The 13,648-nt window shown below is 45.0% G+C and carries 9 protein-coding genes; 4 read left to right on the forward strand and 5 right to left on the reverse strand.

Annotation, left to right across the window (positions count from 1 at the left end; all coding sequences use genetic code 11):
- Positions 1-74 precede the first annotated feature (74 nt).
- Positions 75-1,376, forward strand: a complete 1,302-nt coding sequence (locus KVY11_RS08650) for a solute carrier family 23 protein (protein ID WP_058951473.1) — start codon at positions 75-77, stop codon at positions 1,374-1,376.
- A 149-nt stretch (positions 1,377-1,525) separates the two neighbouring features.
- Positions 1,526-2,431: a LysR family transcriptional regulator gene (locus tag KVY11_RS08655; RefSeq protein WP_218288667.1), complete on the forward strand. Its 906-nt coding sequence runs from the start codon at positions 1,526-1,528 to the stop codon at positions 2,429-2,431.
- On the opposite strand, the gene KVY11_RS08660 is transcribed toward KVY11_RS08655, so the two are convergent.
- The 5 genes from KVY11_RS08660 to ilvD (KVY11_RS08680) form a co-directional block, all read right to left on the reverse strand.
- Positions 2,428-3,165 carry a sulfite exporter TauE/SafE family protein gene (locus tag KVY11_RS08660; RefSeq protein WP_062031789.1) on the reverse strand — a complete coding sequence of 246 codons (738 nt, stop codon included), beginning with the start codon at positions 3,163-3,165 and terminating at the stop codon, positions 2,428-2,430. The genes KVY11_RS08655 and KVY11_RS08660 overlap by 4 nt on opposite strands.
- A 161-nt stretch (positions 3,166-3,326) precedes the next feature.
- Positions 3,327-5,429, reverse strand: a complete 2,103-nt coding sequence (locus tag KVY11_RS08665) for a TonB-dependent siderophore receptor (RefSeq protein WP_218288668.1) — start codon at positions 5,427-5,429, stop codon at positions 3,327-3,329.
- A 205-nt stretch (positions 5,430-5,634) separates the two neighbouring features.
- Complete coding sequence (locus KVY11_RS08670) at positions 5,635-6,933, reverse strand: hypothetical protein (protein WP_125281423.1); 1,299 nt, start codon at positions 6,931-6,933, stop codon at positions 5,635-5,637.
- Between the two features lie 71 nt (positions 6,934-7,004).
- The gene (ilvD, locus tag KVY11_RS08675; RefSeq protein ID WP_218288669.1) at positions 7,005-8,690 is read right to left on the reverse strand and encodes a dihydroxy-acid dehydratase; all 1,686 of its coding nucleotides are present in this window, start codon (positions 8,688-8,690) and stop codon (positions 7,005-7,007) included.
- A 369-nt stretch (positions 8,691-9,059) separates the two neighbouring features.
- Entirely contained in the window at positions 9,060-10,889 is a 1,830-nt protein-coding gene (gene ilvD, locus KVY11_RS08680; RefSeq protein WP_218288670.1) for a dihydroxy-acid dehydratase, read from the reverse strand.
- Positions 10,890-11,360: 471 nt separating this feature from the next.
- On the opposite strand from ilvD (KVY11_RS08680), the gene fmt reads away from it, so the two are divergent.
- On the forward strand, positions 11,361-12,320 hold the full coding sequence (gene fmt / locus KVY11_RS08685; protein ID WP_218288671.1) for a methionyl-tRNA formyltransferase: 960 nt from the start codon (positions 11,361-11,363) through the stop codon (positions 12,318-12,320).
- On the forward strand, positions 12,320-13,624 hold the full coding sequence (rsmB, locus tag KVY11_RS08690) for a 16S rRNA (cytosine(967)-C(5))-methyltransferase RsmB (RefSeq protein WP_218288672.1): 1,305 nt from the start codon (positions 12,320-12,322) through the stop codon (positions 13,622-13,624). The genes fmt and rsmB overlap by 1 nt, the downstream gene beginning before the upstream one ends.
- Positions 13,625-13,648: the final 24 nt, after the last annotated feature.

The following is a 13,648-nucleotide window of genomic DNA, read 5'->3' on the forward strand; positions in this document are numbered from 1 at the left end:
TTTTGTATCACTGATTAAATCTTCTAAAAAACAAGAGTATGATGTGCACAATTTATCTTTAGAGTGCTCAAAAAATGTCCAATTGGTTTCCCAAATGGCGCCCGTACGAAGGCAATATCGATGCACGTCCTGTTGGCACAAGTGAATACCTCCCTGCTTCACAAAGTGCAATTTTAGGTGTGCAGCATGCCTTTGCCATGTTTGGAGCAACGGTTCTTGCACCTTTCTTGATGGGCTTCGATCCCAACCTTGCTATTTTAATGTCCGGGATTTGTACCATCTTGTTCTTTATTATGACGGGTGGACGTGTTCCGAGCTATTTAGGTTCAAGTTTTGCCTTTATTGGGGTCGTGATTGCAGCAACGGGCTATACCGCATCGGGCACAGGCGCACTCAATCCAAACTTAGCTATGGCGGGCGGCGGTATTATTGCCTGCGGCGTGCTCTATACTTTGTTTGGTTTTATGGTCATGGCAACGGGCACTAAGTGGATTGAAAAACTGATGCCGCCTGTGGTGACAGGTGCTGTGGTGATGATTATTGGTCTCAACCTTGCCCCAGTGACGGTCAAAGGCGTTGCCGGCAATTCCTTTAATATGTGGATGGCGCTGGTTACCGTGTTATGTATGGGCTCAATTGCAGTCTTTACCCGAGGTTTATTGCAACGTCTCTTATTATTAATTGGTTTGTTACTGTCTTACTTGGTCTATTTCATCGTGACCAATGTTATGGGCTATGGCACAGCGATTAATTTTGCCCCGATTCAACAAGCCGCTTGGTTTGGTTTACCGACTTTTCATGCACCTGAATTTAATGCCAATGCCATGATGATCATTGCACCGATCGCATTAATTTTGGTGGCAGAGAACCTCGGTCACATCAAAGCCGTGAGTGCGATGACTGGTGAAAACCTAGATCCACACATTGGTAAAGCGTTTGTTGCCGATGGTGTCGCAACGACGTTAGCCGGTGGTGTCGGCGCTCCGGGCATGACCACCTATGGTGAAAACATTGGGGTCATGGCAGTCACACGAGTTTACTCGACTATCATTTTTGCCATTGCAGGTGTGTTTGCCATTTTCTTAGGTCTATCTCCGAAGTTTGGTGCCATCATCCATACCATTCCGACCGCGATTTTAACTGGTGCGTCGATTGTGGTGTTTGGTTTGATTACCATCGCAGGTGCAAAAATCTGGATTGAAAACAAAGTCGATTTTTCACAGAACAAAAACCTGATGGTCGCTGCAGTCACCATCATTTTAGGTACAGGTGATTTTGCCTTACAAATTGGCAACTTTAACTTGGGTGGTATTGGTACTGCTACGTTTGCAGCATTGTTCTTAAACTGGTTCTTCAGCTTAGGGCAAAAAGATTAATCTATCTGATATTTTGATTATCCATTGTTGATCGCAGCCTTCGGGCTGCTTTTTTTGGTCTAATGCTCTGACTCCTATTACACCTAAAGGGATGTCTCAAAACGCAAAAAGGACTAAGATAAAGCAACATTTTCCGCTTTGACCCTGCCATGCGCCTTGATTTTTTTGATCTGCAATTGTTTATCAATATCCTGAGTACAGGCAGTCTGACCAAGGGTGCAGAACGCTCCGCCATTTCTTTACAGGCCGCCAGTGAGCGAATTAAAAAATTAGAACACCATTTTGAAGTCAGTTTATTTACCCGCCATGCAACTGGGGTAAAAGCGACCCTTGCTGGACAAACCTTTGCGGAACATGCGCAGCACTTACTGCAACAACAGCAGCAATTACAACAAGCCATGCTGCCCTTTGCTCACAGTGCAACGAGCAACATTATATTGTGGTGCAACTCATCGGCGCAGAGTGAGTACTTACCGCATTTATTGCCGCAGTATTTGATGGAAAATCCGAAGCTCCATATTGAATTAAAAGAAGCCGAAACCAATGACATCATTCAGGCCCTCAGTACAGGCACGGCGCAGTTAGGACTGATCTCTGGTTTTTTTGATGCGGGACAGCTTGAAACTCAAGAGTTTGCTGAAGACCCGTTGGTACTGATCTGCCCAAGCCAGCATCCACTTGCCACTGCGGCACAACTAGAACTGGGAGAATTACTGCAACATCCGTTTGTGGGCCTCATGCCATATCACTCCTTACAACAGTCAATAGAAGCGCAAGCCAAACGCTTAGGCTGTGACATCCACTATCGTCTACGGGTGCCGAACTTTGCTGCAATCGCCCAAGTCGTTGCCAATGGCGTCGGCATTGCGATTATTCCCAAACGGGCAGCACTGCGTTTAAAAGCACAGTATGATTTTCAGCAAATTGAACTTTTAGGCAAATGGGCAAACCGCAAGTTGCTATTAGCAGCACGGTGTTTTGATCAGCTCCCCGCAGATTATCAACGCTTTAGTCAATTCCTCTTGAGCCAACATGACCAACTCATGCCGTATTAAAGCCAGCCCAGTTGATGTAAAACCATATAACTGCCAAATAAGACTAGGCCCACAAAAAACACCTTACGAAAGGCTTGCTCAGGGATGCGGTAGCGAATTTTAGTGCCCAACCACATTCCGAGCAATGCAGGCAGCAGTGCGATCAATGACAGTTGATAGTCAATGGGGGTGTCTTCAACAGGATTTAGATGTAAATACACCGCAAGACACAAAGTTGAAACGGTAAAGGCAAGGCCGAGCGATTGCACTAAATCATCCCGTTTCAAATGCAAGGACTGCAAATATGGCACCACGGGAATCACCACCACCCCTGTCGCCACCGTCAAAGCACCGCCTAAATAGCCCATGATCGGTGATAAATATTTTTCATACGGGGCTAAGTTGGGCATGTTTTTGGCAAACAAACCATATAGACCATAAATGGCCAGCATCCCGCCCAACAGCGCTTCACTTTGAAATTCGCCATGTCCAAGTGTAGGAAAAACACTCCAAACTGAACCAATGATCATGCCCACCAGCAACGGCCAAAAGCGTTGTACCAGTCGCAGTACACGCCCTTCTGCAAACAATTGCCAGAAGTTCGTAACCATGGAAGGGATAATCAGCAAAGTTGCCGCTTGAAATGGACTAATCACCAAAGATAAAAGTCCCATCGACACGGCGGGCAAACCCAGACCAATGGTACCCTTAATCATGCCTGCGACAGCAAAAACAAAAATAACAAAAGCAAGCATGACGCTTCTCTCTAAACACTTAGCGCCATGCTATAAAATTTAAATCTGGGCTCATATCACTGTTTTTAGAAGTAAGCCTCAATCAAAGATTGAGGCTTACTGGAAGGAATGGTCTGGACTCAACTGTTATTGAATCCAGATGTGATGCAGTGTGCTTCCGCTTAGTATTTGAAATTTAGGCTGAAGCGGAAAGTACGTGGATCGCCCCAATTGACCAATTGCGCATTTGGCGTGGTGCCGACTAAATACTCTTTATCAAACAGGTTTTTTACACTGAACTTTGCGCCCCAATTTTTCGCCTCATAACCGGCACTGACGTCATACAGCGTATAGCTCGATAGTGGCACATAAGAAGTTCCACGTTGTGCTGTACGCTCGCCTTGATAATTGGCACTGGCACCAATATTCCAGCCCAGTTGCTCATCCGCAAAGAAGTATTGGGTTGATAAAGAGGCGGCATTTTTAGGCACATGGTTAATTCGTTTGCCGATATCACTGGTGGTGGTACTTTCTGTCGTTTCCGCAGTAGGAATATAACTATAGGTTGCGGTCAAGTTCCATTGATCCGTCAACGCAGCGGATAACTCAGTCTCAAAACCTTTGGTTTTTTGTTCACCGATTTGCACAGAATAACCGAGGGTAGAATCCGACTCAGTCACGTTCTGACGGGTTAAATCATAATAAGCCACATAACCTTGCAGTCTTTGATTCAGCCCTTGGAACTTAACCCCAACCTCAAACTGCTCTCCCTCTTCAGGGTCCAATAGTGTTCCGCCAGCGCCAGTGTCGCTCACAGGAAAGAATGAGGTTGCATAACTCACATAGGGCGCAAACTTATCATTGATTTGATACATCAAGGACGCATTACCCGTGAAAGCGTTGTCCGAGTTTTTCAGCGTCGTATCATTAAAAAGGTCATCGACTTCGACCTGTGTCCAGTCATGACGACCCGATAAGCCCAAGATCCAATGATCATCAATTTTAAAATTATTACGCAGATATACGCCCATATATTGGGTATCTGTAATTTGATGCGATTTGGTCGTGGTCGCCTTTGCGATAGGGGTATAGATCGGATTATTGGCATTAAAGGATGACAAGCTGTTACTACGGCGCTCATAGTCACTGCGCTCATGCATCATGTCCAAACCAACCATCAAATCATATTGGGTTTTGTCCCAATCAAAATGACGCGACAGATTATGATCCAGCGCAAAATTCACATCGTCTTTAATCTGTCTTTCCACCGTCCGTTTGATGGTCGGTAAAGTGTTATTACTCCCCGCCAATACCGGATTGTTATCTGCATCGGTTTTGGTGACCGCAAAATTTTGTTTAAAGGTCCAGCCATTATCAAAATAATGCGCATAGTTCGAACCTAAGCGCAAAACATCGACCGTATTACTTAGATTCGGCGCACCAAAAAATAAGCTCTGTGAATAGTTTTTATAAGCGCCATTGCTATAGGGAATCCCCTGCTGGCGAATAAAATCCCGATACTGATAGCTGGCAATCACAGACAGTTCGTCTTTTTCACCTAAGTCAAAATTATAAGACGGTGCAATATAATAATTTTTATAATAAACATAATCGGTTGGATCATCTTGGTCAGAGGCATGACCCACCACACGAAACGCCCCTTTTTCGCTATCATTTGGCGCATAGTTGATATCAAATGTGCCATCCACAAAGGCATTGCTGCCATAGCTCACACTGCCCCGAGAAAAAGTTTCAGCTTCAGGACGTTTGGTGGTTAAGTTAACTAAGCCGCCCGGTAAGGCAAAGCCAAAACCGGTCGATGTCGGCCCTTTCACCACCTCAATCGACTGCAAGCCACTGATGTCTTCTGAACGTAGGGCATTATCAGAAGTTTGAATACGCAAGCCATCGACATAGGTCTGTGCGCTGGAAACCTGACCACGAATAATAAAATCATCCCAACCACGGCGACCATACTGTCCTGCGGTGACCCCCGCTACACCCTGCAAGGCTTCAGACAGTGTTTTCGCTTGTTTCTGTTCGAGTTGTTTTTCACTAATCACGCTGATCGATTGTGCTGTTTCAAACAGCGGTGCATCTGAACGCAAAACAGCTGATGCAGTTTTTGCTGCATATGCCGTTTTTTCATCTACATCTTGGGCTTCAAATTGCAAAGTCGGTAAAACTTGGGATGATGCTGTTTCCTGTGTCTCGCCCTGAGCAAACGCTGCTGTAGTCATCACGGCCAGAATGGATAAGCTCAAAGAAGAAATATGAAAATGCATAACATCGATCAACAGACAGAAAGAATGCCAATTATAATCATTTTCATTTGGAAGCCTATTTATTAATAAAATTTAACAATGAATTTAATTGTTAAACCTCATTAACATTATTAATAAGCACTTTAATAACTCAGCCTAAAAACACCATCGGCTTTAGGTTTCATGTGTCATTGGACTGTTTTGATCAATAAGAGGTATACAAAACTCAGCCTTCGCTTTCATCCACAGGGTCGGTTTTATATTGATCTTCCAGCACATTACTGAAAATACTTTCAATCATCCAGACGCGATACAAACTATTAAAGACATAGCTCTGCCCATCCACACGCAGTTCAATCACGGGGAAATCAGGCTGGGACTTCATTTCACAGAGCATGTCATTTTCTTGAAGCTTGGCTTCTACATCTTCGGTGATCAATGCTGTGATTTCCAATTCTTGCATCAGTTGATCAAAATGCGATTTAAAGGATAAATCTTTGCCTTGGGTCCAAACGGCTTTCAAAATCCGATACATGGCATCAATACGCTGCTCTTCGGGCACGCTATAAAATAACTGTGCCATCGCCAAAGTGGCTGCTTGCGTCGGACGGCAAAACGGTGTGAATTTGATTTCTGTCCGTTTGGATAAACGCGTTGCCAAACTCCAATCAAACCCATCTCGACCGTGATAACTGAGCGGGTAGACATTGAGCTGAATATTATAATAATCGGCCAGTTCTTCTTTAATATAGGCCAATAACAACCATGAAATTGGATCTTCCAACGCAACGTATAGGTCTAACTCTGGATCGAGCGCCTGAATTTCATTTAACTCTTCAGCATCACTAATCAAATGCTCACGCCAATCAATATGATTGATCAAGAAAATTGGGTTATCGGTAAATAATTTTTGTTGTTTTAAACGGCGTGTTAAACGCAGCAGATCATCGACGGCATGATACTGACGGTCACCGAGCTGGAAGTAACTGGCCAGTACCGCATCATCATTAAAAATACGTTCTGGAAAGTGTTGCTCTTGATGGTGACGGCTGGCCATCGCATATAAGGTGCGCAGCTTACCTTCTTGTTTTTGCCATAGCATGTGAAATACATCTTCCAGCAAATACAAAAAATCCTGCCCACGCAGCGGTGTATGCCGCAAGATGGTTTCCGCTTGGCTCAGCGCCTCTGGACTGGGTTGTTCTGGCGTTTCGTGAAAACTAAAACGGTGCTGGCGCGACAGAATTTTGGCATCATTTAAACAATAAGTTTGCCACTCCAAAGCCGACATTTGATTCGGGGGTTCAGCGGCTTGACTTGAAATGACCACCTTCAATGGTTTCAGTTCGTCCGCTAAAATTTCTTCAATTTGTGGTAACTGCTGAACCGCTAAATAGCTATATACATCGTCGAGGCGTAAATGAATACTCAAGCCTTGTTCAGTAGATACGACCGTTTGACGAATCGGTTTTTGGTAAAACCAACGCGATCGAATCGGATCGAACCATCGACGCAACAGTGACATGAGCAAAGCCTCTAAATTAAACCCTTGAAAGTACTACAAGGGTTTATATCAATTCACAGCAAAATGATCAATTAGACATCTAAATTTAGATCAGTTACCGCGCCTTTTTCCGCACCAGTGGTCAGTTTTGCAAACTTGGCCAAAGCCCCATAACGATAATTCGGCTGCGGTTTCACCCACGCAGCTTGACGCGCTGTGATCTCTTCTGCCGAAACATGCCACGTCATTTCGCGGGTTTCTGCATTAATCGATATTTTATCGCCATTTTGCACTAAACCAATTGGCCCCCCTTCATAGGCTTCTGGGGTGACATGACCAATGACAAAACCGTGACTACCTCCTGAGAAACGACCATCGGTGATCAGCGCCACTGATTTACCGAGACCTTTACCAATAATCGCAGAGGTCGGTTTCAGCATTTCTGGCATGCCCGGTCCACCTTTAGGCCCTTCACCACGAATCACCACCACTTCACCCGCTTGAACTTCGCCATCTAAAATACCACGCATTGCACCAATTTCACCTTCAAAGACACGTGCTGGTCCTTCAAAGTACAGGCCTTCTTTGCCAGTAATTTTAGCCACAGCACCTGTTGGAGACAGGTTACCTTTAAGCACTACCAAGTGAGAGTCTTTTTTAATTGGCGCGTCGAATGGTAAAATAATCTGCTGACCTTCTGGATAGTCTTCAACCTCAGCCAAATTTTCCGCCAAGGTCTTTCCAGTGACCGTTAAACATGAACCATCGAGCATGCCAGCATCCAACATGCGCTTCATCAGCGGTTGAATGCCCCCAATCGCGATCAACTCAGACATCAAATATTTGCCAGATGGACGCACATCGGCCACCACGGGAATATCTTGCCCGATACGGACAAAATCATCCAAACTCAGTTCAACCCCAGCGGTATGTGCCATCGCCAGTAAGTGCAGCACACCATTGGTCGAACCACCCAAGGCAATCAGCACTTTAATTGAGTTTTCAAATGCAGCTTTGGTCATAATGTCGCGTGGTTTCAGGTCTAAGCGCAGTAAATTCATCACCGCTTCACCTGCTTTTTGACAGTCGATCCGCTTGTCATCCGAAACCGCTTCTTGTGCAGAGGAGCCCGGCAAACTCATGCCCAAGGCTTCAATCGCAGAAGCCATCGAGTTTGCAGTGTACATGCCACCACATGAACCCGGACCCGGCAGTGCCACTTCTTCAATCTGCTTGACTTGAATGGCACTGATTTCACCTTTGGCGTGCTGACCCACAGCTTCAAAGACAGAAATCATGTCGGTATGCCCTGCACCCGGCTTGATTGTCCCACCATAAACAAACAAACCCGGACGGTTTAAACGTGCTAAGCCCATGATACAACCCGGCATATTTTTGTCACAGCCACCAATCGCGATCACCCCATCATAGGCCTGACAGCCCACTACGGCTTCTATCGAGTCTGCAATAATTTCACGGCTCAGCAATGAATACTTCATGCCTTCGGTGCCGTTAGAAATACCATCTGAAATGGTGATGGTGTTAAAAATAATGCCTTTACCGCCTGCCTGATTAACCCCTTTTTCAGCCTCACGTGCCAAACCATCGATATGCATATTACACGGCGTGACATTGGCCCAAGTAGATGCAATACCGACAAAGGGACGAGTAAAGTCTGAATCTTTAAAGCCTGTGGCACGCATCATGGAACGTGCGGGTGCATTTTCAATGCCTTCATAAACAGGAGCTGAATGTTCGCGGATATTGTCTTTACTCATTGTATTTGTCCTTAGCGATGGCTGCGTATTACTCTACAGTCTTGGCAATTTTTTCTGTTTTTATTGTATAGAAAGCAGGCTAGACATGAAAGCGACTCACTGGGAATTACATGAACCCATTTATTTTGTGGTTCTACCCAAATCAGGTCAAATGATGAAGCGACATGGATGTCGCTGTTTCACTGTATGGCAGAGACGCCATATCAGGGGAACAAAGGCATTTTGTTACTTTTGTGTCGTCAAAAGTAAAACCTCATCTACGCAATAACAGTGCAAACCGTACTGTAAATTGCGACTGTGCTATTTTCATCAATCAATAAAAAAGCACCCCAAATGGAGTGCTCTTTCTCATCATTCAAAGACTAGCAATTAAATGTCACGTACCGCACCTTTAGACGCACTGGTAGTATGCATTGCATAAGCTTTTAAGGCTTTAGAGACTTTACGTGGACGCTGTTCAGCAGGTTGCCAGCCTTTGGCTTCTTGCACTTCACGACGCGCAGCCATGGTTGCTTCATCCACGGCCAAGTGAATACTACGGTTTGGAATATCGATTTCAATACGGTCACCATCTTCAACCAAACCAATCGCACCGCCTTCAGCCGCTTCAGGAGACACGTGACCAATAGACAGACCTGATGAACCGCCCGAGAAACGACCATCGGTGAGTAAAGCACAGTCTTTACCAAGGCCTTTCGATTTTAAATAACTGGTTGGATACAACATTTCTTGCATACCCGGACCACCACGCGGACCTTCGTAACGAATGACGACTACATCACCAGCAGTGATTTTGCCACCTAGAATCGCTTCTACCGCAGCATCTTGGCTTTCAAAAACACGCGCGGTGCCGTTAAATTTCAAGATGGAATCATCCACCCCTGCGGTTTTCACAATACAGCCTTCAAGGGCAATGTTGCCGTACAGAACAGCCAAACCACCATCTTGAGAGAAAGCGTGTTCAGCATTACGAATCACGCCATTGTTACGGTCACCATCTAAACGAGAGTAGTAACGGTCTTGTGAGAATGCAGTTTGCGTCGGCACACCACCCGGTGCTGAACGGAAGAATTGATACACTTCTTCATCTTCAGTACGGATGATGTCCCACTTGTCCAAAGCATCTTTTAAGGTTTTTTCATGCACAGTGGGTACAGACGTATCCAATAAACCTGCACGGTCTAACTCACCCAAGATCGACATGATACCACCTGCACGATGGACATCTTCCATGTGCACATCTTGTTTTGCAGGTGCAACTTTACACAGCACAGGAACTTTACGTGACAAACGGTCAATATCGGTCATCGTAAAGTCAACTTCAGCTTCGTGTGCAGCTGCCAACAAGTGCAAAACGGTATTGGTTGAACCGCCCATTGAAATATCAAGCGTCATGGCATTTTCAAAGGCTGCTTTAGTGGCAATTGAACGTGGCAACAAGCTGTAATCGTTTTGTTCGTAATGACGTTTGGTAATTTCAACGATCAAATGACCAGCGCGTTCGAATAATTTTTTACGATTCGCATGGGTCGCTAAGGTTGAACCATTGCCCGGAAGGGATAGGCCCAAAGCTTCGGTTAAACAGTTCATTGAGTTTGCAGTAAACATACCTGAACATGAACCACACGTTGGACAAGCTGAACGTTCGTATTCCGCCACTTCTTCATCGGTGAAACTATCATCTGCTGCGACAATCATGGCATCAACAAGGTCAATCGCGTGTTCATTTCCACGGATTTTTACTTTACCCGCTTCCATCGGCCCACCAGAGACGAACACCACAGGAATATTCAGGCGCATAGACGCCATCAACATGCCCGGGGTAATTTTGTCACAGTTCGAAATACACACCATCGCATCAGCACAGTGTGCATTGACCATGTATTCCACCGAGTCCGCAATCAAGTCACGTGAAGGCAATGAATACAGCATGCCATCGTGGCCCATCGCGATCCCATCATCAACGGCAATGGTATTAAATTCTTTAGCTACGCCACCTGCCGCCTCAATTTGGCGTGCTACAAGTTGACCTAAGTCTTTTAAATGAACGTGACCCGGTACAAATTGAGTGAATGAGTTGACTACCGCAATAATCGGCTTACCAAAGTCTTCGTCTTTCATCCCCGTTGCGCGCCATAAGCCACGCGCACCCGCCATGTTTCTTCCGTGTGTTGATGTTTTTGAACGATAGTCAGGCATTGTACTTTTCCAACATAGTTGTGCTTGAGATGAATGTCCACATTCACTCTGGCTAAAATCTGAGTTCTGAGAGTGTCAAACTGTCAAAAATTTAAACATAGCATATTCGCATTCTGCGTAAATCTCGTTTTTAGGCATCTCGACCTAAATTACCGAAGGCAGTAAGTTTGCGCGCTACATTTTAACCGATGAGCTGACATTCAATTGCATATGGAAACTACTATAACGCGTTCAATCGCCTTGCAATACAAAACTTCTATGAATAATTTTTAAATTTTGCATGAGTTTTATTTATATGAAATACAGATTTTGAGTGATGTGCCAGCAAGGATCCTTGCGCTATTTTTTGAATAAAACTCTCGCACATCATCTAGTTAGAACTACTCTATCGGCTTTTTATGCAGGATAAATCTGTAGCTGCTCGAGTTTTGCTATAATTGTTTTAATCTTCTCCTTTTTTCCGAGTATTTCTTGAAAATCATCTTTGCAGGCACGCCCGAATTTGCGGCTGTGGCATTAGACGCTCTCCTAAAAACAGAACATGAAATTGTAGCCGTCTATACGCAACCTGACCGTAAAGCAGGTCGTGGGCAGAAACTTACCGCTTCAGCCGTGAAGCAGTTGGCTTTAGCGCATGATATTCCTGTCTATCAACCACTGCATTTTAAGTCTTCAACCGAAGAAGGTCTGGCTGCTCAAGCTGAACTCAAGGCCTTAAATGCAGATGTCATGGTGGTGGCTGCTTATGGCCTGATTTTGCCGCAAGTGGTTTTGGATACGCCTAAATATGGCTGTTTGAACATTCACGGTTCACTGTTGCCCCGCTGGCGGGGTGCAGCGCCTATTCAACGCGCAATTTCTACTGGAGATACCGAAACTGGGGTCACCATTATGAAAATGGCCGCAGGTTTGGATACGGGCGATATGATGTATAAAACCTACTGCCCCATTGAAGCCACAGATACCTCCGCAAGCTTGCATGACAAATTGGCACAACAAGGGGCCGAGGCGACGGTCAAAGTTTTAGCCTCTGAAAGCACATTGCAGCACTATTTAGACAACCGCGAAGTGCAAGATGAAGCTTTGACAGTCTATGCACACAAACTCTCTAAGGCTGAAGCGCAAATTGATTGGACTTCAACAGCGGTACAAATCGACCGTAATATTCGTGCATTTAACCCATGGCCTGTCGCATTTATCGCACTGGATGAAAGCAATAATCTGCGCGTTTGGGGTTCGATGTTGTCTCAAGAAAATGCCCAAGCTCAAGCTGCAGGCACCATTTTAGCCATTGATAAACATGGTGTTCATGTGGCTTGTGGCGATGAACACGCGGTGTGTTTAAGCTCTCTGCAATGGCCGGGTGGTAAACCCCTAAATGCCGTACAAATTTTACAAACCCAAAAACTGAATATTGGACAAATTTTATAATGAAACAATCTCCCCACGCCTCAGGTAAGACTCTAAACTTACGTGCTCAGGTTGTTAAAACGTTATTGGCTGTCCAAAATGGTCAATCACTGGCATCGGTGCTTCAGCAACACATGGCGATTGTGTCTGACAAAGACCGTGCCTTGTACCATGAATTAGTTCTTGGCTGCTTACGTCAATGGCATGCACTTAAACAAGTGACTTTACCGTTGTTGACTAAGCCACTGGAAAACCAAGTCGTTGAAACCTGTTTATATGTAGGTTTATACCAATTGCTATGTACCCGCGTTGCAGCACATGCCGCGATTTCTGAAACGGTAGAAGCAGTCAAACAATTGGGTATGGAAAGCTTAAGTGGTGTGGTGAATGCTATTTTGCGCCGTGCAACACGTGAAACGGAACAGTTCTACGATGTTCTAGAACAAGCCTCGAATCTGCCAAGTTGGTTATCCAAACGTTTGAAAAAGGACTGGGGCGAGCAACTGGCTGAAATCAGCTACGAGCTGAAACAAGTTGCACCCTTAACCTTAAGAGTGAACACCTTACAAGTCAGCCGTGACGAATATCTTGAAATTTTAGAAGATGAAGGCATTGAAGCCCATGCCTGTGAACTTTCAAATGTCGGCATTGTGTTGGATGACAGTCTTCATATCCCAAGCCTACCGGGTTTTGAAGTAGGTGGTTTTTCAGTACAAGATGAACATGCTCAACTCTGTGCAACATTGTTACCTGACTTGAACGGCAAATTCGTGATTGATGCCTGTGCAGCACCTGGCGGCAAGACAGCGCATATTTTAGAGATGTATCAGCCGAAAAAACTGATTGCACTCGACCAAGATGAAAAACGCTTAAAACGTGTCTCTGAAAACTTAGAGCGTTTGGCTTTAAATGAAAAGTATGTCGACATTATCACTGCCGATGCAGTGAAATGGACATCGCCTGAACTGGCGGATTGTATCGTACTGGATGCACCTTGCTCTGCCATTGGGGTGATCCGTCGCCATCCCGATATCCGTTTACTGCGTCAGTCAGGGGATATTGCCAAAACGGTACAGCTGCAAAAGCAGATTCTTGAAAATATGTGGCAACAGCTCAAAGTGGGCGGCACATTGTTATACATCACCTGCTCGATTTTGAAAGCCGAAAATGAACAGCAAATGGTCGACTTCTTTGCTGAACATACGGATACGAAAGAAATTAAAATTGATGCCGATTGGGGTATTGAGCAGATTTATGGTCGCCAACTACTCCCACAAGTAGGGCGTGGCGATGGTTTTTATTATTGTCGCATTGAAAAGATTTAAAAATAAAAGGAGCTGAAAGGCTCC

Source organism: Acinetobacter sp. CWB-G5 (assembly GCF_019209785.1).
Lineage (GTDB): Bacteria > Pseudomonadota > Gammaproteobacteria > Pseudomonadales > Moraxellaceae > Acinetobacter > Acinetobacter johnsonii.

What these genes read in the sequence shown, in the direction of transcription:
- ilvD (WP_218288670.1), bottom strand. Translation starts at nt 10,889, where the DNA reads ATGCCTGACTATCGTTCAAAAACATCAACACACGGAAGAAACATGGCG.
- ilvD (WP_218288669.1), bottom strand. Translation starts at nt 8,690, where the DNA reads ATGAGTAAAGACAATATCCGCGAACATTCAGCTCCTGTTTATGAAGGC.
- KVY11_RS08650 (WP_058951473.1), top strand. Translation starts at nt 75, where the DNA reads ATGTCCAATTGGTTTCCCAAATGGCGCCCGTACGAAGGCAATATCGAT.
- KVY11_RS08665 (WP_218288668.1), bottom strand. Translation starts at nt 5,429, where the DNA reads ATGCATTTTCATATTTCTTCTTTGAGCTTATCCATTCTGGCCGTGATG.
- rsmB (WP_218288672.1), top strand. Translation starts at nt 12,320, where the DNA reads ATGAAACAATCTCCCCACGCCTCAGGTAAGACTCTAAACTTACGTGCT.
- KVY11_RS08670 (WP_125281423.1), bottom strand. Translation starts at nt 6,933, where the DNA reads ATGTCACTGTTGCGTCGATGGTTCGATCCGATTCGATCGCGTTGGTTT.
- KVY11_RS08660 (WP_062031789.1), bottom strand. Translation starts at nt 3,165, where the DNA reads ATGCTTGCTTTTGTTATTTTTGTTTTTGCTGTCGCAGGCATGATTAAG.
- KVY11_RS08655 (WP_218288667.1), top strand. Translation starts at nt 1,526, where the DNA reads ATGCGCCTTGATTTTTTTGATCTGCAATTGTTTATCAATATCCTGAGT.